The organism is Paenibacillus urinalis (assembly GCF_028747985.1).
Classification (GTDB): Bacteria; Bacillota; Bacilli; order Paenibacillales; family Paenibacillaceae; genus Paenibacillus; species Paenibacillus urinalis.
In genome coordinates, this window is sequence record NZ_CP118108.1 from 4058754 (window position 1) to 4082536 (window position 23783).

Annotated in this window: 15 protein-coding genes; 1 reads left to right on the forward strand and 14 read right to left on the reverse strand. The window is 50.3% G+C overall.

Annotation, left to right across the window (positions count from 1 at the left end):
• Positions 1 to 5: 5 nt before the first annotated feature.
• From PUW25_RS18810 to PUW25_RS18830, 5 genes are all read right to left on the reverse strand, one after another.
• The gene (locus PUW25_RS18810) at positions 6 to 3440 is read right to left on the reverse strand and encodes an AAA family ATPase (RefSeq protein ID WP_274337371.1); all 3435 of its coding nucleotides are present in this window, start codon (positions 3438 to 3440) and stop codon (positions 6 to 8) included.
• Complete coding sequence (locus PUW25_RS18815; RefSeq protein WP_274337372.1) at positions 3437 to 4624, reverse strand: exonuclease SbcCD subunit D; 1188 nt, start codon at positions 4622 to 4624, stop codon at positions 3437 to 3439. The genes PUW25_RS18810 and PUW25_RS18815 overlap by 4 nt, the downstream gene beginning before the upstream one ends.
• Positions 4625 to 4655: 31 nt before the next feature.
• Complete coding sequence (addA, locus tag PUW25_RS18820; RefSeq protein ID WP_205052583.1) at positions 4656 to 8834, reverse strand: helicase-exonuclease AddAB subunit AddA; 4179 nt, start codon at positions 8832 to 8834, stop codon at positions 4656 to 4658.
• Positions 8818 to 12345 carry a helicase-exonuclease AddAB subunit AddB gene (addB, locus tag PUW25_RS18825; protein WP_047910811.1) on the reverse strand — a complete coding sequence of 1176 codons (3528 nt, stop codon included), beginning with the start codon at positions 12343 to 12345 and terminating at the stop codon, positions 8818 to 8820. The genes addA and addB overlap by 17 nt, the downstream gene beginning before the upstream one ends.
• A gap of 344 nt (positions 12346 to 12689) precedes the next feature.
• Complete coding sequence (locus PUW25_RS18830; protein WP_047911212.1) at positions 12690 to 14072, reverse strand: class I SAM-dependent rRNA methyltransferase; 1383 nt, start codon at positions 14070 to 14072, stop codon at positions 12690 to 12692.
• Positions 14073 to 14201: 129 nt separating this feature from the next.
• On the opposite strand from PUW25_RS18830, the gene PUW25_RS18835 reads away from it, so the two are divergent.
• Positions 14202 to 15176: a Na/Pi cotransporter family protein gene (locus PUW25_RS18835; RefSeq protein ID WP_047910810.1), complete on the forward strand. Its 975-nt coding sequence runs from the start codon at positions 14202 to 14204 to the stop codon at positions 15174 to 15176.
• 2 nt (positions 15177 to 15178) lie between these two features.
• On the opposite strand, the gene PUW25_RS18840 is transcribed toward PUW25_RS18835, so the two are convergent.
• From PUW25_RS18840 to dnaK, 9 genes are all read right to left on the reverse strand, one after another.
• Positions 15179 to 15610: an NUDIX hydrolase gene (locus PUW25_RS18840; RefSeq protein WP_047910809.1), complete on the reverse strand. Its 432-nt coding sequence runs from the start codon at positions 15608 to 15610 to the stop codon at positions 15179 to 15181.
• A gap of 130 nt (positions 15611 to 15740) precedes the next feature.
• Positions 15741 to 17081 carry a tRNA (N(6)-L-threonylcarbamoyladenosine(37)-C(2))-methylthiotransferase MtaB gene (gene mtaB / locus PUW25_RS18845; protein WP_047910808.1) on the reverse strand — a complete coding sequence of 447 codons (1341 nt, stop codon included), beginning with the start codon at positions 17079 to 17081 and terminating at the stop codon, positions 15741 to 15743.
• Between the two features lie 2 nt (positions 17082 to 17083).
• Positions 17084 to 17848 carry a 16S rRNA (uracil(1498)-N(3))-methyltransferase gene (locus tag PUW25_RS18850; RefSeq protein WP_205052582.1) on the reverse strand — a complete coding sequence of 255 codons (765 nt, stop codon included), beginning with the start codon at positions 17846 to 17848 and terminating at the stop codon, positions 17084 to 17086.
• An 89-nt stretch (positions 17849 to 17937) separates the two neighbouring features.
• Positions 17938 to 18615, reverse strand: coding sequence for a site-2 protease family protein (locus tag PUW25_RS18855; protein WP_052511804.1), 678 nt, complete (start codon positions 18613 to 18615; stop codon positions 17938 to 17940).
• A 3-nt stretch (positions 18616 to 18618) separates the two neighbouring features.
• Positions 18619 to 19581, reverse strand: a complete 963-nt coding sequence (gene prmA / locus PUW25_RS18860; RefSeq protein WP_205052581.1) for a 50S ribosomal protein L11 methyltransferase — start codon at positions 19579 to 19581, stop codon at positions 18619 to 18621.
• Positions 19582 to 19779: 198 nt separating this feature from the next.
• Positions 19780 to 19971, reverse strand: coding sequence for a YfhD family protein (locus PUW25_RS18865; protein ID WP_047910805.1), 192 nt, complete (start codon positions 19969 to 19971; stop codon positions 19780 to 19782).
• Positions 19972 to 19997: 26 nt separating this feature from the next.
• Complete coding sequence (locus PUW25_RS18870) at positions 19998 to 20360, reverse strand: hypothetical protein (protein WP_205052580.1); 363 nt, start codon at positions 20358 to 20360, stop codon at positions 19998 to 20000.
• Positions 20361 to 20524: 164 nt separating this feature from the next.
• A complete protein-coding gene (dnaJ, locus tag PUW25_RS18875) occupies positions 20525 to 21646 on the reverse strand; it encodes a molecular chaperone DnaJ (RefSeq protein WP_205052579.1) in 1122 nt (373 codons plus the stop codon).
• Positions 21647 to 21794: 148 nt separating this feature from the next.
• Positions 21795 to 23645 carry a molecular chaperone DnaK gene (gene dnaK, locus PUW25_RS18880; protein WP_205052578.1) on the reverse strand — a complete coding sequence of 617 codons (1851 nt, stop codon included), beginning with the start codon at positions 23643 to 23645 and terminating at the stop codon, positions 21795 to 21797.
• Between the last annotated feature and the right edge of the window lie 138 nt (positions 23646 to 23783).

Here is a 23783-nt window from a genome sequence, read left to right on the forward strand (position 1 = left end):
TCAGATTACAGCTGTTCAATAGCCACTTTGGAGCCGCTGCATGCCTCTTCTGCCGGAATCACAATCAGCTTCCTGGCTAGTCTTGCCCGAAGCTCAGGGACGTGGCTGATAACGCCGACCGCAAGCTGATCATTATGAAGCTTCTCAAGAGAGGTAATCACCGTATCGAGCAGCTCGGAGTCCAACGTTCCAAATCCTTCATCGAGGAAAAAGAATTGGAGCGGATATTGTCCGCGAAGCTGGATCTGTGCGGACAGTGCAAGAGCTAAAGATAGAGCGGTCAGGAACGTCTCTCCTCCAGACAAGGTGGAGACCGGACGCTTCACACCGCCATTGGCATCATCCACAATGACGAAGCCGCCGCCTGAATCCACTTCAAGCGCATAACGCTGTTTGGTCAAATAGCGCAGCCTTGCGGACGCATCTCTGCTGACCTGTATCAGCTGTTCCTCGGCAACATATTCCACGAAAGTATTCCCCCGGAATACCGATTGCAGCTTGGACAGCTGCTCGCCGTACTGATCCAGCTCACTACGCCCTTCTTCAAGCTCCATCCAGCGCGTATGACGACGAGTAATATCCTCAAGATCCCGCTCTGCCCTGGCTTTTACTCGCATCGCTTCTTCATCTTGAGCTTTGGCAAAGCGAAGCTGCTCACTCATGGACAGCCACTCTTCTTCTGTCAGCATGGCACCTTGCAGCTTATGCTCAAGATCCTTCAGTCGTAAGGTCAATTCTTTCTCCCGTTCACGGAATTCCTGAACGGCAGCTTCAGTTTTTTGAACCGTCTCCAGCAACATGTAAGCTGATCTTACGTCCCTGTCTACTGTAAATGGCGAACGGCCAAGCTCCGTTTCGTACCTCCCTGAAACAACTGCCAGCTGCTCCTGAACGGAGTCTGCTGCCTGTCGGGACATGACCGCCTGCTTCATCGCATCCTGCTTCTTAAGCTCTGCTGTGACAAGCGCGGATTTGGCGGATTTGGCAGCCTCGCGTATGGCAGTCAGCCTTGCTGCCGCTGCCTTAAGAAGGGACTCTGCGCGTTCCTCCTGCACTAAATGGCGGAGACGCGTTTCCCGTTCGGTGAGCAGCTCCTTCTTGCCCTGCCATTCGGCCTCGAGCTGCGCGCGCCGTTTGTCAATGGAGGCCAGCTGCTGCTGAAGCTCGTTCATGGCAGATGCCTTCTCTTCAAGGAAGGAGACACTCTTATCCAGTCTGAGCTTGATCTCCTCTGCGGCAGCATCCCTCTCCTGAAGCAATTCATACCTCTCTATCGCTTCCTCTGGTGCGATGCCAGGCCATTCACGCGCCCAATCTGCGCGAATGGCCTCGTATTCGGCGGTGTGCAGCTCGATGCGTGCTGCTGCCTCCGCCTGCTGGCTGATGCAAGCGTCATATGCCGCTTGCGCCAGCCATTTGCGCTGCCGTGCCGTGGCAGCGCGCGTCTCCTGCTGCGCGGCTTCTGTGCGCAGCGCGGTCAGGGAGGCGGCGAAGTGATCCGCCGCCTCGCGGTAAGTGCGGGTGCGTGCAGCATAGCCGCGCACCACCGCCTCCGGCGCCGCAGCAGCAAGCTCCGCTGCGGCGATCTCTGCCGCAGGCGCGGCTTCCGCCTGCGGGGCAGGGACCGCGTCCATGTCCGCGGTCCCGGGGTCTAGCTGCGCGAGGAGTCCGCGCAGCTCATGCAGCTGCTGGCGCAGGCCGAGGCGGAGCTCGTAGAGCTCAGCCGAGATGGCGCGCAGCTGCGCGAGGTCCTCTTCACGAGCATCTCCCGGCTCGTGAACAAGCTCCTGCGGGTTCGGGTGATGGACCGAACCGCAGACCGAGCACGGCACGCCATCCGTCAGTTCAGCTGCCAGACGGGCGGACAGATTTCTCCGCTCATTCTCCTTCAGTTCATTTCGCAGTCGTTCTTCAAGCTTACCGAGCTCCTCAACATCCCAATCAAGCTGTTGCCCGCTTAGAGCAAGCGCTTCTTGAGTCTCACGCAGCTGAATAGTCAGCTGTGCTTGCTCTTCAGCAAGCCTCACTTCCTCAGCAGCCGTCTGTTCCAGCTCATCTTTTGCGGTGGTCAGCTTATGGTCAGCCTGCTGTCCCTGCGCACGCGATTCATTCAGCCTCTCGGCAGCCGTATCGAGCTTATGCTTCGCGGATACGGCCCCTAATACTTCCTTTCTCTCCTGTGCTTTCACTTCACAGGAGGCAAGTCCGTCCTGCAGTTCCTTTCGTCTCTGCTGTCCACGTGTATGAAGGTCCTGCTCTTTTACAAATGCCTGACGGGTCTGTTCATATAATGCTTCCTCTGCATTTCTCTGCTGCTCAAGCTGTGCCAATAATTTCTTGGCCGCGTCTGTTTCCCGCTCCAGCTCCTGTGCTTGTTCAAGCTGCTCCAGTCGAACCAGCAGCTTGGGCTCTTCTTCAGCCAAGTCCCTCGCTGCCTGCTCCTCTGCGTTCGAACATTCCAAGACAGCCTGCTCACACTGGTCAAGCTGCAACTTGGCTGCCTCCGCAGCTGCTTGACGTTTAACCGATTCGGCCTGTGTCTTCTCAAGCTCCTCCAGGATGGGAATAAGCACTGAGGCTTTGGAAGACAGATCAAGCTGTTTCTCAAGCTCTGTAATATGAGCCTCCTGCTGAGACATCCCATCAAGAAGCTGCCGATATTTAGTGCGCTCCAGCATTTGCTCTCTTACTTTGCCCATACCTTCAGTCGCTGTGGTCAGCTCTTCCAGCTGTTTGCGGGCATTCTCGGCCAGGAGTACAGATTCGCTGAGCCTGCGCTCCGCCTCTTCCACCGCCTCCCTGCTTGCAAGACCCAGTCCTTGCTGCTCCGCTTCAAGCGTTTTTCGTGCACTGTCATTCTCTTTTACCTTGCGGCTCAGCTTGATCGCAAGCTGATCTCCATACTTCTCCAGATGAAACAGGCGCTGCAGCATTTGCCTGCGCTCCGCTCCTTTAAGGGATAGAAATTCTGCAAACTTGCCCTGAGGAAGAACTACAGCCCGTGTAAAATCATCCATTTTCAGCCCAATCATCTCTTCTACCGCTCGATTGACCTCCGCAAGCTTATCTGCCAGTACTTCCTCGCCTTCCTCCGTAACAGCAACAAAACGGCTCACGGTATTGCTGATCGAGACGTCCCCCGTCCGCTTGAACCTTCGTTCTACACGGAAATGCTGTATGCCCTTCTCAGACTGCAGTTCAAAACTGAAGGAGACAAATAGTGTGTCCTCCGCCTGATTCATAATTCCCTGTGTTCCGTTCACCGCCCGTTCCACTTTACCGTACATCGCAAGGGTGATCGCATCAAGAATGGTGGATTTACCGCTTCCCGTCGGACCGAATATGCCGAACAGCCCCGTTTCTGTCAATGTTCTAAAGTCAATTTCCTGCACTTCACGATAGCTCTGCAAACCAGACAGCTTCAATTTGACAGGTCTCATAACACGGCACCCTCTTCCCCTTCTGCTGACGACTCCTCCTCATGGACCAGTTCAAGGAATAGTCGAACCAGACTGTCATCGGGCACGGCCCCCCCGGTTTGCCGCTGGTAAAATCGGCGGAACACCTCATGCACAGGCAGCTCGGAACGAACTGAACGCAGCTCCTCTGTCAGCATTTCGGGGTATACCGGACGGATGTGAATAATCCCCTCACGGGCCTTGCGAAGCTTCTGAATCTCTCCGAGAGACATCGCCTCACTCAGCGAAATCTCCAGATCAATATAGGCATTTGCGTCTCTGCCCTCTTCCAGCCAATGATATACCTGAGCGAGACCTTCCTGAGCCTTCCACCGTACAAGCGGCTTGCCGCTGCTCAGATATACCTCACTTGCTGCAGGTATACCTCCGGGTGCAACATCAACCATAACAACCGATTTGGTCTGTCCGGATTCGGAGAAGCTGTACGCAAGTGGAGATCCGCTGTAACGCATCATCCCTTCACCTTTGACCATTTGCGGCCTATGCAGGTGTCCGAGCGCAGTATATTGTGCGCCTATGGCCAGTGCCGAAGGATCCACCGTGTACGCACCGCCTACCTGAATAGGTCTTTCGGAGTCGGATTCAAGACCGCCAAGGACATAGATGTGGCTCATCGCTAAATTAACAGTATCCTGCCGAAAAGAACTGCCCAGATGCCGCATCAGCTCACCGACGCGTTCACTATATGCCTTACGCATTCCCTGCTCTTCAGCGTCATCTGTGAGCAGCTCGTTTAGCCTCGACTCCGAAGGATAAGGAAGTGCCGCGACTCTTGCGACTTCCCCCGTTCGCGCGGCATTAACCGTTATAATCTCGGAGGTTGGCATCCCAACCAGAGTAATGCCTCGATTGTTTACTAGAGGAGAGACCGAAGCGACACGCTCCGGCTGATCGTGGTTCCCTGCGATGACCACAAGAGGTCTTCCTCCTGACGTAAGACGGGCACAGGCGTCGTAGAAGAGCTGCTCTGCCGCCGCAGGCGGATTGACGGAATCATATACATCACCTGCCATTAGGATGACGTCTGCCTGTTCCTCATCCGCAAGAGTAACCAGCTCGTCCACAAATGCTTCCTGCTCTTTAAGCCTGCTTCTGCCTTCCAGCGTCTTACCGAAATGCCAATCCCCCGTATGCAATATCCGCATATTGTCTCTCTCACTCCTTTACGCCGCATTTCTAGAGCTTCACTGCCGTATCCGCATCAAAGAAATAAAGCCATTTTTCATCAATTTCATAATCTAAAATATCCTTTAACGCTCGTGCATAGAGATCAAGCTGGAATCGGTAGCCATGCGCCAGCTGGGCAACACCGCCCTTATGCTCGAGCACCTTGTCTGTCTTATAATCCAGCAGCACACGTTTGCCATCCACCTCATACAAGCAATCCACAATACCGCGGATCAGAACCGTCTCTTGACCTAGCTCACTCTGCAGCCTTGAAGCCTCCTCATGAGAGGAAGGCATGAATAGACCTTCATCTGTCTCATCTGCCGGAAGCCCGTAGCTGAACGGCATCTCTCTTCTAATCCATGCCGCTCTTGTCAGCTGTTGTCCAGGCTCACTCTCGTAGAACCTGAATATTTGTTCCGGCTCAACGGCTTCTGCTTGATGGGGCAGCAAAATATTGATCTCTATCAACCTTCCGATGGTCTCCTTAATCAGATCAAGATTCATTTCTGAGATCATCGGCATGTGTTGCATAATCGTGTGATAGACCGTACCTCTTTCGGTTGGTGTGAGCAAAGCCTCGCTCATAAATTTCGGCCGCCGCAGATGGAGTGTCTCTCTGGACTCCGCGCGAGCACCATGGAGCTCCAGCTCGTCCATCCACTCCAATGAAGGGCGGTCCTGTGATGCCAGAAGTGCCTTCATCTCGGTAACAGAAGTACTGGCCGGAGTCCTCGCTGCTGCCATGTATGGATACGTCCAGGAGAGAGCATGATCGATCATCTGAGCTGTGTCTTCCTTCTCCTCCAGCTTAGTCAACACAGGTCTGCGCTCCAAAAGTGCGGCTGTGCGAAGCATCCGCTCCTCATCGATTCCTTCTTCATCAGGCAGCACTCCACTGGCTAAGCCTTGAACCGATTGGCTGGGCACAATGGAAACGATCCAATGCGCTGCATCCTCGCCGAAGATCCGATGTGGCATATTCTCCATATTCTCCATCCCAGCCATGTCCCGAAGCGGCTTCCCGTCCGGATGACGGAACAATGCCGGACCTACCCAGTCCATATAGCTTCTTCCCGAAGCAAGAAGAGTTTCCGGCAGGAGCATCGTTGGCAGATCCTTGATCTGCGACCAGGCAAGTGCCCGGGCAGCTGCATCCTTGACTGTTCCGATCAGAATCATCTTTTCCTTAGGACGAGTGAGCGCCACGTACAGCACCCGCATCTCCTCGGCCAGCAGCTCAGCATGTGCACGCCTCCGGATCGCCAGATTAGCGAGCGTTGGATAGCCGACCCGATTATCCTCATCAATGAATCTCGGACCAAAGCCCAGTTCCTTATGCATCATGAATGGAGAGTTCAGATCTTGCTGATTGAACATTTTGGACATTCCTGCTACAAAAACGATCGGAAACTCGAGGCCTTTGCTTCGATGGATCGTCATAATGCGAACTGCTTGCTCTGTATCCCCTGATCCACTGACTGTACCGAGATCACCGCCGTGGTCCTTCAGTCTGGCAACGAACGTGAGAAACCGAAATAGGCCCCGATTGGAAGTCGAGCTCTCGTACTGCTTGGCCCGGTCATACAGTGCCTGCAGATTGCGGCTGCGCTGCATCCCGCCAGGCAGACCCACGACCCAGTCCAGATAACCCGTGTCCTGATAAATCCGCCAGATCAGCTCACTCAAGCTCCCATTACGTGCATCATTCCTCCATTGCTCAAGCGATTCGCTAAATTCCCGAAGCTTGTCTACTAGCGCGACACCAGCTGCAGGCGTACGTTCATGCAGAGGAGGACTATCTTCAGCCTCTTCCCCAGCTTTCGTTGTATCCAGCAGCGCAGCTGCCTGTTCATTTACGAATCGTTCTGTTGACGGTTCTTCAATAAATCCATCTGCACGATCTTCCTTACGATCTACTGAAATATCTATCGCCTCTGTCGCTGCACCAGCCTCTCTGAGAGCGAATTCCATTTCCAGCTGTGCTGTCTGTCGTTCACTGTTCTCGCGAATCTCGGTTATCGTATTATCGTTCGCCTGAGCTACACCTGAATTTCCTGCGTCTGCAATGGTCTTCATCATCGCATCATAGAACGATATATTTTTGCCAGACAGACGAACCAGAGCAAGCTCCTCTTCATCCAGCCCTACAATTGGAGACCGAAGCACCGAAGCCAGCGGAATATCCTGCTGGGGATTATCCACAATTTGCAGAAGAGACAGCATAATTTCTACTTCCGTAGCTTCAAAAAATCCCTTGCTCTGATCACCGGTAACCGGTATTCCTTCCCGTTTCAGCACCTCCATCATCAGAGGCGTCCATATTCTGGCTGATCGAAGCAAAATAACGATATCTCCATACTTCGCCGGTCTCATGAGTTTGGTATGCTTGTCATAGATTTGCGCTGCTTCTCCCGTATTGCCGACCATCTGGTGAATGCGGGCCGCTATATAGGACGCCTCCAGCTCCGCCGTTTCCATCTCCAGCTGTTCAACTTGCTCAGACGAGGCATCTGCTGTATCGCTTTCTATCGTCTCGGCCTCTTCCAGAGAGCCTGTTCCGGCACGATCAATGAGTACAAGCTCCGGTGTATACTCTTCTTCTAACGATTCGGATGTCTCTGGGAATGAGGCACCAAAGGTCAGTGCGGCAGCGTCATCGTATTCAATCTCTGCCACACCGGCATTCATAATCTGTCTAAACAGCATGTTGACCGCATCGACGACTTCCTTGCGGCTTCTAAAATTGCGTGCCAGATCAATACGCAGACCTTCTCCGCCTCCGTCATGGTCATACCTTCTGTATTTGTCCAGGAATAAGCCGGGCTCAGCTAGACGGAAGCGGTATATGCTCTGCTTGACATCACCAACCATGAACCTGTTCCCGGGATGCTCACGGGAGATGAGGCTCACAATATCCTCCTGAACCGTATTGGTATCCTGATATTCATCCAGGAGTACTTCGTCAAACTGCTGCCTGTATTCTATTGCTGCATCCGAAGGATACGACTGTTCAGGAGTGGAATCGGTATGACGCAGGATCTGGAGCGCATAATGCTCCAAATCGCTGAAATCAACGACCCCTTTGGATTGCTTCTCTCGAGTAAATCGTTCTCCGAATAGGATGACGATCTCGGCAAGCTTTTTCATCAGTGGTGCAATCTTCGACAGCTCGATCAGAAACTGCTCCGGTGTTCTGCCGAACATGACCGATTTCAGCTCCGTCACGGTCTTCTTCACCGATTCTCTCAGATCCTTCGCTCTCTCCTGAAGACCCGGATCAGCCTGACCTTTACGTACCGATTTGAGCTTGCCAAAGGCTGCGCTGTTGAACACATCATACAGTTCGGACCATGATCCGCTCCGAACCTGATTCAGCAGCCGCTCCACCATCTCCAGATCCTCGGTAAAGGTCTCCGCATAAGCTGCCGGACCCTCCGGCTCCTGTGCAATAGCAAGTGCCTGCTTGAGCTGATCTGATGCTCCGCCCAGAGCCAGCTCTGCATCTCTCATAATGCTTGCTACCCACTCCGTATTGCTCAGCTCATCCAATGATTGCACCTCAAATGCGGCTGCCATCTCGGAGAGCCAGTGTTCGGGCCATGAATGACTGCGGGCAAAATCATACAGCCTCTGGACAAGTCCATACATGGCGTCATCGCTGCGCTCTCCACTGAACCAATCCACAAGCCTGCGAAAATCGCTTCCTTCGCTTTCCTCTCCGTACTTTTCTTCAAACAGCTCCATCAGCAGCTCCTGACGCATAAGCTCTGCTTCGTATTCGTTCAGAATTCGGAATGAGGGATCCAGAGGAATCAGCTGATAATATCGCCGAATGATCTCCATACAGAAGGAATGAAGCGTAGTAATTGGAGCTCTGCCAAGCAGCGTCAGCTGTCTGGCTAGATGCTCGCTTCCTGGGCTCTGCTCCTGCGCTGCTTCCAGTGCTTCACGAATCCTCTCCCGCATCTCCGAAGCTGCTGCCTTGGTAAAAGTCGCAATGAGCAGCCTGTCCACGCTGTACCCTGCTTCAGGATCTGATATTTTACGAATGATCCGCTCGACCAGTACAGCGGTCTTCCCTGAGCCCGCAGCCGCAGCCACGAGCATGTCTTCTCCAGAAGAAGCAATCGCCTTCCATTGGTCGTCGCTCCAGAAGCTTCCTTCCGGCTTAGGAATCATGTTCATATGCTTGTTCTCCTCCTTCCCTGTTAAATAAATCCCAAGCCTGCTTCTTGTCCGGTCTCTTGAGTAAATTGTACTCACTGCCTGGCATGCTCTCATCAAACTGGCATACCGATTTCAACGGACAGAACGTACAGGCACTTTGCTGCTGCATGCGATAAGGAGATATCGACACATCTCCATTCGTTATTCGTGTTCCGATATCTTGAATCGTCCCGCGTACCGAGCTCAGCAGCATATCCCACTGCTCCTCTGTCGCAACTGACGAGCTGCTGTAGAATCCACCATCCGTTTTTACGGCGACCGGAAGGATTGAAGAGTATCCTTTCTCCAGAGAGGTATCCATCTTCCCGATCACTTCCCGATCCGCGAGCAATAATCCCTTCATCTTAAATCGCTTGAGCAGCTCCTGTTCAGCTTGCTCGGAGCCCATGCCATTGGCAGATTGAAGGAGAGGATTATGCACATGGAAATAGAGCACGCCCGCAGGATGAGCCTCTGTTCCGATCCACTCCTCCGCGTAAGTCAGCAATACATCCAGATATGTGAGCATCTGCAGCGACAGACCGTAAAACACCTCATGCAGCTTCAGATCGGTCTGGCTGGATTTATAATCAATAACCCGAAGTAAAATTTCGCCATCTTCTCCTTCGGCTACATCTACCCGGTCAATTCGGCCTACAATTTGCATGACAACGCCATTATCTAATGTAAATGTCAGCGGGGGCAGCGGCTTGTCCGGACCAAAATCAAGCTCCAGTGCCAAGGGTTCAAAGCTGCCCCTTCTAGACTGCTCACCCAGTATAATGGAAGCTCGGCTTACGATATTTTTGAGCTTGCGAAAAATATATCCATAACGCTGTGTACTCAGCAAAATTTCACCTTGCAGCTGAGGTGCTAGTACATCCACGGTCTCCTCTGCATAGGAAACGCACTCCTCACGGCTGAGGTTCGCCCAGCTTAAGTTCTGCTCCTTCAGCTTCATCGCCATTTTGCTGAGTGCCGCATGAAACAGCTGTCCGATATCAGGGGCCTTAAGACGATACACTTGTCTCTCCTTCAGCTTCAGACCGAACGAGACAAAATGAGAGAAAGGGCATAAGGCAAACCGTTCCATACGAGATACACTGGTCTTGAGCTGTGTTCCGTACAGCTTGAAGCTCGTCTCCTTCGTGAGCGTGCGAGTACGGTTCTTATAAAATACAGATTCGAGCATTCGTTCAAGTCGAACCTGCATTTCCGGATGTGCGAGGTACCAGTTATATACCTCCCACCAGGACTCCTCGATGTTCTTTCCTCTTCGCCATTCCCGAAGCTCACCCATCAGATAGGACATTGTTAGGTCGGGACGAAGCAGGAAGCCTGCTTGCTCCTTCCATTCGGGTGCTTGTCCCGGCCGGGAGAGCAGCGGACGCTCCTCCAGCCCAGGAAACATCCGCTTCAAATGACGAATCATTTCTGAAGGGTGGAGGGACTTGCCGTCTTCATCTGCAAGAGGATAGCTGATCCATAGACTGTGGCTCGCTTGGGTAAACGCAGCATAGATTAAGAAGCGTTCATCCAGCATTTTGCGTGTCACGTCAGGACCTAGCTGCATGCCATACTCCGTAAGCACGGATCTTTCCGAAGCCGTTAGAACTCCTTCCTCCTGCTGGATTTGCGGCATGACACCGTCTGTTGCACCAAGAATAAATACATGACTGACCTTACCTGTCCGAGATCGATCCAGACTTCCGACAAGCACTTGATCCAGTGCAGGAGGAATCAGTCCCAGCTTCAGCTCAGCCAGTCCTGTCTCTATGACTCCTGCAAACAGCTCGGCATCCAAATGCTCGGTGCCCATCATTTCCACGACTTGATCCAGCAAATCCAGAACCGCGGTCCAGATCCCCCGATGCTCCCGAGCCTGCTCAGGACTTCCTTCCTCCAGCGCCTTGCTGCTCAGTGCATCCAGTTTACGAGCGATGTCTGCATCCTCTAGCAGCTTGAATAGAGCGATACATTGCTCCTTGGCCGTCTTCGCTTTTTTGAACCTCTTCTCAAAGGTAAACAATGGGGATACAATCGTCTCACGACATTTCTCCATTAAGTACAGGAACCGGCTGCGATTAAGCTCAGAACCAGCTGGCCCATCTTCTTCGAGGGACAAACTCGGCACTCCCTTCCACGGCTTGCCGTCTGTCCATCTATAGCCGGAAATTCCGGATGCCAGCACGTAGTTCTCCAGCATATCCATATCGTATCGACTAACGGACCCATCGAGAGGCAGCAGCAGATCCGTCTTCACCGCCCGGAATACGTCCTCATACTTCCATCGTCTATTGATGACATCCAGAGCGGACCTGATCAACTCGGCAAGCGGATGATGCAGCTCATCTCTGCGCTCGTCCAGGAAATAGGGAACATCGTAATCCTTGAACAAGGGTGCGACGATATGCCCATAATCACCGAGATTGCGGACAAGGACTGCCATATCCCGGTAACGAACTCCTTCTTCTCTTGCCAATCGTCTGATTTCTCGCAGGACGCCTTCGACCTCAGCTCTTCTGTTCTCGGCCGCAAAAACATGAATTCCTTCATGACCTGCATCCTTCATACGGACGCGGCGGCCCTCGAAGCCTGCTTCCAGATGCGCAAGCGCCGAAGCTGCATAACGAGGCGAGGGAGAGGGATCGGTCGGTAAGTGATCTGTAGTACATTCTATTGCTGTATCTTCAGCGATTCCTTTCAGTTTGACGTAAGACATGCCTGCAGAGTAGAACAAGTTCATTTCATTCGGCATATTCATCGCATCATAAGGCTTGTCCAGAGTCAGCGATATGGTTACGGAGTTCGCATTCAGCAGTAATTGTCTGATAACGGAGAGCTCCTGCGGAGTAAAGCTGCGGAAGCCGTCAATCCAAACATCAGCCTGCTTCACATAATCCGAGGACGGGATTCGCTCTGCCAATTTGTCCAGTGTATCTTCTTCATCCATGTATAATCGGGATACTTCTTCCTCGAAGTCCCGGTATACGGTTAAAATATCATGAATCTTGTGATGCAGAATCGCACCTGCGAAAGGCACCTCCATTACTCGCTCAAGCTCTTCCTTCAAAGATTGTTCCTGAGTTCCGTATCGCTTCATTTCCGCATACAGGGAACTTAGTTGATGGGCAAATCCCATTTGTGTACCCGATGCAGAGAATATTTTAAGCTCATCCTTGCGCTTTTGCATAATTTTGTAGAGCAGCATTTTCTTGCCTTCGGCCCGAATCGGAATAAGAGCCGAGCCTCCCGTTTCCTGCATTACTCTCAAGCTGAGCCTGCGAAAATCAAGCACTTGGGCTCGGACGGAGCCGTTCACGCCTTGAGAACGAATCATTTCGGATTCTGCCTGGAAGGAAGCCTGTTCCGGAACGATAAGGATTATAGGATTTCCTGCAGGGTTCTCATGCAGCTGAGCCGTAATTTGATTCATAATGGCCGTGCTTTTTCCACTGCCGGCTCGTCCAATCATCATATGAAGCGGCATTTATTGAATTCCTCCCTTTCTATATTCGAAGCTATATTTGAAACTACATCATCAGCATACTGACATGTATGTATTTGCTATCAGCCTTTTTGCACCCTAAATATTTAACTAAAAGAGACCAAAAACCTTATAAAGTCTAAGCACAAGTATAACATATCTCACTCAACAGGAACATGCGTTTGGTAATTCTAGTAAGTCAAACCATGCTAAATTTCTTCCAATCGAAGCACATGCATAAGTTCCTACAAACTTTCAATTTATCGTCGTTACATCAACATACGTACAGTAAAAAAAAGCATCCGAACACTCTTTCTACAAAGAGAATAAGGATGCTTCTTCTATGATTAATTTATGCCGGATGGCGTTTTCGATCGAACCTCGAAGATAGCAAATTTTAAATAATGCCCCTCTTCTACGCCCAAAATTTGAGGATGGTCTTTACCCGCAGCACGCCAATCTACAAGTCTTAATATTTTGCCTGCATCGGCAGCTGCATCCTGAATCGTTTCAAGGAACAAATCGGGACGCATATGGTAGGAGCAGCTTGCTGTTACAAGATAGCCGCCTTCATTAACGAGCTTCATGCCATGCAGATTGATATCCTTGTAGCCCCGAACCGCGCCTTTGACTGCCCCTCTTGTCTTGGCAAAAGCAGGAGGGTCGAGGATGACTACATCAAAGGTACGTCCACCTCCTGCCGTCATGGCAAGCGACGTATCTACCTTTTTGTCAGCTTTTGCCCTTGCAGCACGCTCCTCCAAACCTTTAACCTGATTTCTTAAATACTGAAAAGCGTCATCAACTACAAATTCAACACGATCCTCAAAGCCATTCAGCTTCACGTTATCTCTGGCACTTTCAATCGCATGCTCCGAAATATCAAGACAGGTTACCCGCTTAGCTCCGAATTTGCAGGCATTCAGTGTAAAGCTGCCTGTATGCGAGAAGCATTCAAGCACATTTGCACCGTCCCAATAAGGGAAGGTTACGACTTTACCGCTCTTGTTGATTGGAGCGAGGGTCTTCACCCCATCTTGTTCTACCTCTTGAATTGTAATTCCACTTCTGCCACCCCAGCCTGTCATCAGCGGTTCAATGGCTGCGCGGTTCTCCCGTTGATCGAAGAAATAACCGGTCTTCTGTCCCTGCTCGATATCAACCTTTATCTTAAGTCCGTTCTCCGTAACGGTTACATGTCTTGGGCATTCTCCATAGAGCAGACCTTTGACCTGTTCAAGCCCCTCCAGCTCTCTTACACTGACATCGCTTCGCTCATAGATGCCCTTCGGCTGTACAACCTCGACCAAAGCCTCGACGATCGCCTCACGGCACAGATCCATACCTAGAGTCAGGATCTGAACGACAAGCACGTCACCGAATCGATCCACCACAAGCCCGGGAACATAATCTGCCTCTCCATAGATGAGACGATAAGCATCACCCCCGGTAACAAAGCGGTCACGATGCTGCAGCGCTTGATCAAATTTACGGACAAAGAAGGCCTTGTCCATCGTCGTGACCGGTTCATAGGAAACGACCCGTACAGTAATTTGGGATGCCGGATTATAATACCCTGTTGCCAAGTAACGGCCTTGATGATTCTTCACCTCAACCAATTGTCCTGGCTCCGCACTTGCCTCTACCGACTCAATTTCATTTTTGTAGATCCAGGGATGCCCCTGCTCTACTCTTTTTTTACGGCTCTTTGTAAGAATAACCGATGCCAAAATGCCTACAACTCCTTTTATCATCAAGTAACCCCTCACTCACACAAGAAAGTCATGGTTGTCCTGCTACAAACATAAGATGGACAGTAGACAAAGTCATGATTAGAGAGAAGGTGCCCTTGTAATATCATGTTACATTCTATTGTGTTTCCTCTATTATATGGATTAACCATATTCTTTCTAGGCATGAAGCTGATGGAGGCTTCACTCTATAAGCTCAGCGGCCCGCTACTATCAAGCTCGCTTGACCGGGCCACCGCAACTCCGTTAAAAGGCATGCTCTTCAGCACAGGAATAACCGCCCTGCTGCAGAGCAGCACAGCGGTCACCGTACTGACCATCGGCCTCGTAAATGCAAATTTGCTTGGATATGCTCGTACCCTCGGTATCATTCTGGGCAGCAATGTCGGGACTACGGTAACGACCGAGCTGCTCAGTCTAAAGATTGGCAAGTATGCATTACCCATGCTGCTCTTCTTCATTAGCTGCTGGATCATCTGTGTCATCCTCGGCGAATTAAAATCGGTCGTACACAGCCGGCATTCCCATGCCGTACATACAGCTGGATATATCAGTCTCGCTGGAGCCGGATTCTCCATGGTTATGCTCGGTATCGTCATGATGCAGCGAATCGGGCCCGCCCTAGAGCAAGGCGGGTTATTCCCATGGTTTGTCCAGCAGGCCAGCCACAGTGTATGGTGGGGAATGGCTGCTGGTGCATGCCTGACTGCGCTCGTGCACAGCAGTGCTGCCGTTATCGGCATGGCCATCGGCCTTGCTGCCACCGGCACCCTGCCTCCCGAGGTCGGAATTGCTATTGTACTCGGCTCCAATGTCGGCACCTGTGTTACCGCTTGGATGGCCGCCATAGGAGGCAGCAAGGCAGGTCAATTCGTAGCATGGTCCCACATTATTCTGAATGTTGCAGGAGCTCTGCTGTTCGCTCCTCTGATCTCACTACTCTACCAGGCAGCTGCCTTGTTCACGACTGAACCAGGCGCACAAATCGCACATGCGCAGACGATTTTTAATATTGTCTGTTCCTTACTGGCTCTCCCGTTATGCTACCTTAAGATTTGGAAACGGCTGGAGCCTAAGTCCTAGCGCTAAACCTGAATACCGAGCTGCCTCAGAGCTCTCTGCAGTATTCGATCATTGTTATCGTAGCCTTGATGCTGCTGTCTGCTCCATGCTTCAAGGGGAGCATACCATGCAACTGCTTTGATCTCCTCAATCTGTGCTCTGTGCTTCCCGCCCACAGCTTCAACCAGATAGTAATGCACTTCTTTATCTACTTTGCCGTGTACAGCATGATGATAGGTATATTTTATAATGTCCACAGGTGCAACGATTCTTCCCTTAAGTCCTGTTTCCTCTTCAATTTCACGAAGCGCCGTTTGTTCAACCGTTTCACCCGGCTCCATCTTGCCTTTTGGAAGAGATATTCTAGCATAGCGGTCCGTAATAAGCTGAATCTGAAGCTCATCACCCATATGCCGGAATACGACGCCGCCGGCGGAAATCTCTTTTCTTGCCATCTGAAACTTAGCTCCTCTCCTTGAACAACAAGGATTCCGAATTCTTTCCTCAGGGAACCTCATCCAATAGCCCTTCAAAAGAAAACGAAATCCTTGTTCGTCTCCGTGATCCAATGCTGTCCGTATTAACTTAGAGGGCTGCTTTTTGTGGCCCATTTTCCATAACCCGAACAAGCTGACCTTCACTTGAATGAAGTCCGGCCTTCGTCATCTTCACACGGCACACCTCACCAACGAGATGATCGGCACCTTCAAATTCAAGCTGGATATAGTTATCGCTATACCCATGAAGATGACCTTCTGCCAGGTCTCCTCTTCCTTCCGGTATAACCTCCAGCACTTGTCCAACAAATTTCTCAGCATAGCTGAGCTTCATTTGATCTGACAACGCCAAGAGCTCTGTTACACGCTCGTTCTTCACTTGATCATCGACCTGATCCTCCATGCGTGCTGCGGGAGTCCCTGTCCGCTTGGAGTAAGGGAAGACATGCATTTCCGAGAAATTAATGGCCTTCATAAGGTCATAGCCGTTACGATACATCTCATGAGTCTCTCCAGGGAAGCCGACGATCACATCGGTTGTAATGGCCACATCCGGCATCGCTTGACGAATCAGCCCCATTTTATTATAGAACTGCTCAGTCGTATACTTGCGGCGCATACGCTTAAGAACTGCATCGTCTCCCGCTTGAAGCGGGATATGGAAGTGACGGCACATCTTCGAGGAACGGTTCAACACATCCAGCATCCGCTCATCAATTTGGCTGGCTTCGATGGAGCTGATGCGGATTCTCTCCAGCCCATCCACTTTATCCAGATCCCACAGAAGACTCGACAAATCATAGTTATCCAGATCATCACCGTAGCCGCCGGTATGAATTCCTGTCAGGACAATCTCCTTGTACCCTGCTTCTACCAGCTGATGCGCCTGCGTAATAATGCTTCTTGAATCCCGGCTGCGAGACAGTCCGCGCGCCCATGGAATGATGCAGAAGGTACAGAAATTGTTGCACCCGTCCTGGATTTTAAGAAAAGCACGCGTGCGATCGGCAAAATCGGGTACGTCCATCTCTTCAAATACACGGTTCTTCATAATATTTCGTACTGCATTTACCGGCTCGCGTGTTTCTTTGATCTGATTGACAAAAGGAATGATTTTGTCCCGATCCTGATTACCTACAACGAGATCGACACCAGGAATGTCCATAATCTCTGCCGGTGAAGTCTGTGCATAGCAGCCTGTTACTGCCACGATCGCATCCGGATTCTTGCGAACCGCACGCCGTATAATTTGACGACTCTTCTTGTCTCCCGTATTGGTAACGGTACAGGTGTTGATCAGGTACACATCAGCCGTCTGTGAATCAAAGTCCACCTGCTCATATCCTTGTTCTTTAAATTGCTGCCAAATGGCTTCAGTATCGTAGAAGTTTACTTTACATCCCAAGGTGTAAAACGCCACGGATGGCATAATTACATTCCTCCCATTTCATCAGTTTCATATAAAATACAAGTCAAAGCGACCATGCCTGCTGTTTCGGCACGAAGAATACGTTTGCCAAGACCGACGGATCTCGCTCCTGCGGTCTCTGCCGCCTGTACCTCCCCTGTCGTAAATCCACCTTCCGGACCCACAACAACAAGTACAGAGGCACTCTCATCCGCAGACAATCCGGCTGCTAACGGCTTAATTACATCTCTCAGCTGCAAGCCGTCTTCTTTCTCATAGCAATAGCAGACGAGATCATAGCTGTCAAAAGAAGCAAGCAGCTCTTTCCACGACCTCGATTCGTATACGGCCGGGATGCGATTGCGGTGGCTCTGTTCAGCCGCTTCCTTCGCTATTTTGCGCCAGCGCTCCAGGCGTTTCCCTTCTTTTTTAGCGTCGTATTGGACGATGGTCCGTTCGGATAAGAAAGGGATAAAACTGACTGCACCGATTTCCGTACATTTTTGAATAACGAGCTCCATCTTGTCGCCCTTCGGCAAGCTTTGTGCAATGGTGACTGATACTCGCGGTTCGTGGTCCATAGGGAGCCACTCCACGACCTCTGCCTGCACCTCTGAAGCCTCTATGTGTGTGATCTGGACCATAGCTTCACGGGAAACTCCGTCACTCACAATGAGCTTGTCCCCGGCTTTGCCCCGCATCACCTTGGTAATATGACGGGCATCATCTCCCTGAATGGTGACTGTCTGTCCGTCGAATTGATCCTGTTCAATAAAATAACGCTGCATGGATCGTTAGGCCCCCTGCTTAACCAACTATCATTCTCAAAAACTAGAAAATAACCACATAACATCTTACAACTTTTTATCGTCGCTGACTACCCGCCAAACAAGGTCATCACCATCTGGGCTATACCTGTATACCAGCTCATCGACAATTCATATAGAGGCGTTATGGTCCATCGGTTCAGCGGCGTAATGACGATAATGAGAAATATAAGAATTGACCATTGCTCCAGCGACTGCAGCTTGATTCGAATACGTGTCGGCACAAGCTCCTCTACAATTCGATATCCGTCGAGTGGTGGCAAAGGTACGAGATTAAAGAAAAATAAGAAAAAGTTCGTTACGTTAAAAATAGAAAAGAAGGTCGAGATGGCAAACACTAAACGCTGATTCTCAATGGAATCCATGACTCCGAACTGGATCAAGAGCGCATAAATAATGGTACCGATCACGGCAAGCAGCAAATTGCTCACGGGCCCTGCCGCAGAGACGACCACACTCATCATCCGTCTTCGGTCAAAATTATCCCGGTTCACCGGAATCGGCCTTGCCCAGCCGAAGCCGGCGATTACAAGCAGCAGCAAGCCGAAGAAATCGAAATGCACCGCCGGATTCAAGGTCATTCTCCCCAGCATTTTCGCTGTAGGATCACCGAATTTATTGGCAAAGTAAGCATGAGCAAATTCATGCACCGTAAACGCAATAAGAATCGTCAGAATAAAAAAGGGCAGCTGTTCTAGCGGATAAAAGAAAAACTGATCCATACTCATCCCTTATTTCCTCGAAACAATCGCTAGCCAGTCTTCGTCGCGCTGAATATCAATAATCTCAAAGTCTGCTTCCCGCAGTGCGGTAAGAACAGCTTCTTCTTTGTTCTTCCAGATGCCTGAAGCAATATACAGGCCGCCCGGCTGAAGCGCTTCGTAAACATCATTAATGAAGAGAAGGATAACCTCTGCCAAGATATTCGCGACAACGATATGAACAGGTAATGTAACACCAAGGGAACCATCCTGCTTGTTCAAAATGGACAGAAGGTCACTCTCGTATACCGTAATGTGATCAGATAGACCATTTAGAGCACTATTCTCTCTCGCGCTAGACACCGCCACAGGATCGAGATCAAGTGCAAGCACGTGCTTCGCCCCCAGCTTCATGGCGCCGATGGCCAGAATACCCGAGCCTGTTCCTACATCAATGATCTCTTCTCCGCCTTGCACATATTTTTCCAGTGTACGAAGGCATAGAGAGGTGGTAGGATGCGTTCCAGTACCAAATGCCATCCCAGGGTCAATTTCAATTAATTTCTCCGCAGCGCTTTCGGGCGTATACTCTTCCCAGGACGGTTTGATCGTAAGCGTCTCAGATACTCTAAGCGGTTTAAAATACTGCTTCCACGCTGTAGCCCAGCTCTCTTCATCCACTTGCTTCACGGTAATCTCAGCCTTGCCTGCATCAATTCCATAATCCGCAAGCTCTTTGATTCTCGGCTCAATCTCAGCAATCACGGCATTCATATCCGTCGTATCGGCAAAATACCCTTGGATAATGGCTTCGCCCTTGGGAATATCATTTAGAGGGTATTCATACCATTCCCCATACTTTGTCGTTCTGATCTTGTCCAGCGTGCCTGATTCTTCAATGGCTACTCCGCCTGCACCTGCTTCATGCAAGAAGTTCGAGATCATCTCCTGCGCTATTTCCGTTGTATGTATTGTTATTTCATTCCATATCATAATTTGCTGCTTCCTCCCCTGTATTCATACCCTCTATTGTACTATACAAACAATAGCGAGCACAAAGAACGAGAGTACACTCATCCTTATTTCTCCACAGTTATTTCCATTTTCCAACGAAAATATAGTGCTCCTCTGCGCAAAAGCACACAAAAAAGCATCGGAGCTCTCTACCCGAGACTCCGATGCTTTCATGCATTATTCATATCTGTAATCGTCCAGCTTTTTTGTCTGCCGCTGATCTGCCGCCTCACTGCGGCGAAGAGCTTCTATATCCTCTTGATCGGCCTCTGCACTACTGAATTCAACATCCTCATTCTTTGCGGAAGCAAGCTCACTGATCTTCTCGGATTTTTTTAACACTCTATCTTTTCTGCGATTAGAAGACATTTCTTTATTCCTCCTTAATTACTGAATTAAATAAGACCACCGTATTCCTCAATAATTCGCAGCGCCTCATGATGCACGGATTCATCTACAACGACAGTGAGCAGAATGTCCTTGCCTGTCGGACCACCTGCACCTCCATCACTCATACCGCTGGCCGATGGGTCTGCAGCAGCCAGTATTCCGGAAGATGCACTTGTAAAGGAGCCGTGCAGTGTCGCAGAGGACAAACTGTCCATTGCACTGTTTAATATGGGCTCATTGCTTCCTTCGCCTGGATAGCGGCTGAAACGATCAATTGACATACTCTCCAGCTTCAAGCTGCTCAGCTTGGCTGCAACCTGCTGTGCCTGCTCCGGGGTATTGAAATATGCAAGAATGTTTTTATCCATAAGAAAACACCGCCTTTAGTCACTTCACATTAAATGAAATCGCCGCAGCTCGAAGCTGATGTTCGAGCCATAATATAGAGTGCCGCAAATGGATGAGAGCTATACAGAAGACAACGCAAAAAAAAGGACTGCCCATGAACCATGGACAATCCTTCTTGCTTATATCAGTCACCTCTAAAAGCACGTTTAACCCGATCAAAGAATGATTGCTCGTGCTCATCCATCTGTTCTCCGCCGAGCGCAGCAAACTCCCGAAGCAGATCCTTCTGCTCATCGTTTAATTTGGTCGGTGTAACGACGACCACTTTAACATGCTGGTCTCCCTGACCAGTGCCTCTTAAATGCGGAACTCCCTTGCCCTTCAGACGGAAATAGGTTCCTGTCTGGGTACCTGCCGGGATTTTAAGCTTTACTTTCTCGCGAAGCGTCGGGATCTCAATCTCATCACCAAGTGCTGCTTGTGCAAAAGTAAGCGGTACTTCACAATAAATGTCATTGCCTTCCCGGTCAAAGAAATCATGCGATTTCACACGGATAACAATGAACAAGTCCCCTGCTGGTCCTCCGCGGAGTCCGCCTTCGCCTTCACCGCTCATACGCAGCTGTGCACCATCATCCACTCCTGCCGGAATCCGGACATTGATCTTACGCTGTTTACGAACTTTGCCGCTGCCTTGACAAGTTCTGCACTTATCCTTAATCGTCTTGCCTGAACCACCGCAGTTGGAGCAGGCACGACGGTTAACCATACGGCCAAACGGGGTATTCTGCACCACTTCTTCCTGACCGCTGCCACGGCAGACAGTACAGGTTTCCGGATGAGTTCCTGGTTTCGCTCCTGAACCATGGCAAGTATCACAGCTCTCTGTGCGTGGAATGGTGATATCCGTCTCTTTGCCGAATACCGCTTCCTTGAATTCAATGGTCATCGTATATTGAAGGTCATTCCCCCGCTGCGGAGCATTGGGATCACGCCGACCTCCGCCACCGCCGAAGAACATATCGAAAATGTCGCCGAAGCCGCCGAAATCCTGACCGCCAAAGCCGCCGCCCATTCCTTGGTTCGGATCCACATGACCATATTGATCGTAGCGGGCACGCTTCTGCCCATCACTCAGAACGTCATATGCCTCTTTAACCTCTTTGAACTTGGCTTCCGCATCTGCTTCCTTGTTGACGTCCGGATGATATTGCCGCGCAAGCTTACGGTAAGCCTTCTTGATCTCATCTTCGCCGGCACTTTTGCCAACACCAAGCACCTCATAATAATCGCGCTTATCTGCCACTCTTCCACCCCCATAACTTTATAACAATACCGCATATACGTGACAAAAGGAAGGATCAAAGCGCGAAGAACTCCGGCTCTGACCTTCCCATGCTTGTCACTTGTAAGGCTTATAACATCCTGTCATCCTTTATTAAGGACTTCAAGGCTTATTTATCTTTTTTGTCCTCGTCAACCACTTCGTAGTCGGCATCTACGACATTGTCGCGTCCGCCTGCACCCGCACCTGCGTTCGCATCGTCTCCGCCTTGCGCCTGTGCATCCTGTGCAGCCTGCTCATACAGTTTAACAGACAGCTGTTGAACGATTTCGGTAAGCTCTTCCGTAGCAGACTTGATGTCTTCCACGTTGTCAGATTCCAGCGTTTTTTGCAATTTTTCTTTTGCAGCATTCGCTTTCTCTACTTCACCTGCATCGACCTTGTCGCCAAGATCTTTAACTGTCTTATCCACAGTGTAGATCAACTGGTCAGCTGCATTTCTCACTTCAACAAGCTCTTTGCGTTTCTTATCTTCCTCCGCATGCAGCTCTGCATCCTTCATCATTTTCTCGATTTCCTCTTCGCTTAAACCGCTTGAAGAAGTAATCGTGATTTTTTGGGATTTGTTCGTCCCTTTATCCGTTGCAGATACGTTAACGATACCGTTAGCATCGATGTCAAATGTAACTTCGATTTGCGGTACGCCGCGTGGAGCTGGAGGAATATCACCAAGCATGAAACGTCCAAGCGTTTTGTTGCCCGCAGCCATCTCGCGCTCCCCTTGCAGTACGTGGATCTCAACGCTAGGCTGGTTATCCGCATAAGTCGAGAATACTTGAGACTTGCTTGTAGGGATCGTTGTATTGCGATCGATCATCTTCGTGAATACGCCGCCTGCAGTTTCAATACCCAGGGACAATGGCGTTACGTCAAGAAGAACGACGTCTTTCACATCACCTGTCAAGACACCCGCTTGTACTGCAGCACCAAGTGCTACTACTTCATCTGGGTTAACGCCTTTATGAGGTTCTTTGCCAGTCAATTTCTTGATCGCTTCCTGAACGGCAGGAATACGAGTAGAACCACCGACCAGAACAATCTTGTCGATATCGTTTGCTGTCAGACCAGAATCGCTAAGCGCTTGACGAGTAGGACCCAATGTGCGCTCAACCAGCTGAGCAGAGATCTCTTCGAATTTCGCACGAGTCAGGTTCACTTCCAAGTGCTGTGGAACGCCATCAGCAACCGTGATAAACGGAAGAGAGATTGTCGTAGTCAGTACGCCGGACAATTCTTTTTTCGCTTTTTCCGCTGCATCCTTCAGACGCTGAACAGCGGCTTTGTCTTTGCTGAGGTCAATGCCTTGCTCTTTCTTGAATTCATTTACAAGGTAATCAATAATAACTTGGTCAAAATCGTCTCCACCAAGGCTGTTGTCTCCGCTTGTCGCTTTTACTTCGAAGAAGCCGTCGCCAAGCTCAAGGATAGATACGTCAAAAGTACCGCCGCCAAGGTCATATACGAGGATCGTTTGATCTTCGGATTTCTCAAGACCATAGGCAAGAGCTGCTGCAGTCGGCTCGTTGACGATACGCAGCACTTCCAGGCCTGCGATTTTACCCGCATCCTTCGTTGCTTGACGCTGACTGTCATTGAAGTAAGCCGGAACCGTAATAACAGCTTGAGTGACAGTTTGTCCGAGATAAGCCTCTGCATCGGATTTCAGCTTTTGCAGAATCATAGCTGAAATTTCTTGTGCAGAATAATCCTTCCCGTCAATGTTTTCTTTATGGTTCGTACCCATATGACGTTTGATAGAGATAATAGTACGGTCAGGGTTCGTGATCGCTTGGCGTTTTGCTGTTTCACCTACGATACGCTCACCGTCTTTTTTGAAGCCGACAACCGAAGGGGTTGTACGCGCACCTTCCGGATTCGGAATAACCACTGCTTCGCCGCCTTCCATTACGGCAACGCAAGAGTTTGTAGTACCAAGGTCAATACCGATAACTTTACTCATGGAAAATTTCCTCCTTCTTAATCTATGCAAGGCACAAGGCCTGTTCTAAATTCATCTGATATCATGTAGAAAAAACGTAGTGTTCCTTATGTTCGGAATTTATGCACAATTCGGTATGAACAAAAAGTTCTTCGAGTT